Source organism: Microbacterium sp. Bi128, from assembly GCF_918698205.1.
Genome location: NZ_CAKKMM010001381.1, coordinates 1 through 1,342, shown reverse-complemented (window position 1 = coordinate 1,342; position 1,342 = coordinate 1). Strand labels below are relative to the sequence as shown.

Sequence of the window (1,342 nt, the reverse complement as noted above, 5' to 3'; positions counted from 1 at the left end):
GGCCGGGGCGCCGAGGACGCCGTCGGGGCGGGCGTCGGCTTCGGCGTCGCCGTGGGTTTCGGCGTCGCGGTGGGCGTCGGCTTCGGGGTGGAGGTCGCCGTCGGTTTCGGCGTCGCCGTCTGCTTCGGCGTTGCGGTCGGCTTCGGAGTCGCCGTGGGTCGAGGCGTCGCCGTGGGTCGGGGCGCCGGTGTCGGTTGCGGAACGGGCGTGAGGATGGGCCGCAGTGCCTGCAGCTTCGCGGTCTGCGGTGTGCGCCAGTCGTCGCCCACGAGACCGCCGGTGTCGCCGCTGTTGGGGTTGAACGACCAGTAGGCGTAGCTGATCCCGCGTCGAGAGAGGTAGTCGACGAGGGCGGTCATCCAGCTCTTGTCGCTCGCCGTCTCGAGCTTCGTGCCGAATTCGCCGAGGAGCACGGGAGCGATGTTCTCCTTCGCGAGATAACCCCAGTTGGCATCCCACACCGCCTCGAGATTCGCGGGATACCGGGGGTCCGAGAACCACGACTGCGCGAACACCGAGGCGGGGTAGTCGTGCGGCGAGTACACGACACGGTTCTTCACGGAGAGCGTCACCGGCGCGCTGCGCACGTCTTTCAGCCCGCCGCCCCACCACGTGCCGGTGCCGTCCTGCTGACGCTCGACGCCCTCGACGACGACGAGCAGGCGCGGGTTGACGGCGAGCACGGCGTTGCCTGCCCGAGTCGCCGCCGCACGCCAGTCGCGCGCGGGATCGCCGCAGTTCCAGCACGTGGGACCGTGCGGCTCGTTGTGCAGGTCGACGCCGATGACGGTCGAGTCGTCCTTGTACCGCGCCGCGAGCATCGTCCAGTCATCGATCCACCGCTTCTCGGGGTACTGCGGCGTGTACCAGAGCTCGCTCTGCGCCCCCGAGTCGGGGCGGTGACGGTCGAGGATCACCGAGAGCCCGTGCGCCTTCGCACGGGCGATCACCCTGTCCATGAGCTCCAGGGGCGTCAGCGCGGGAAGCCCGGGGTTGGCGTTCGCGTCGATCGAGGTGGTCTGTTTCGCCGCCAGGCACTCGTTCGAGAACGGCAGTCGGATGGTCGTGAAACCCATCGCGGCGATGGTCGACAGCCCCTCATCGAGTGGGATCGTCCACAGACCGTGCGGGGCGCAGTTCGAGGTCTCCATCCCGAACCACGCGACGGCCTTGATCGTGTACGGCGTACCGGTGGCGGTGACGATCTGGGATCCCCGTGTCGAGAGCCATCCCGGCACACTCGCGGCGGACACTGCCGGGGCGGTGATCGCGCCGGCCAGCAGCAGGACGGCGACCGCGGTGAGCGCCGCCGCCCGAGTCCGCGCGCGACGCCACCATGCTC

The 1,342-nt window shown here is 70.2% G+C and carries 1 protein-coding gene; it reads right to left on the bottom strand.

The window, feature by feature from the left end; translation table 11 throughout:
- A partial coding sequence (locus LQV45_RS32980; RefSeq protein WP_374208363.1) for a cellulase family glycosylhydrolase occupies positions 1-1,342 on the bottom strand: 1,342 nt, incomplete at both ends.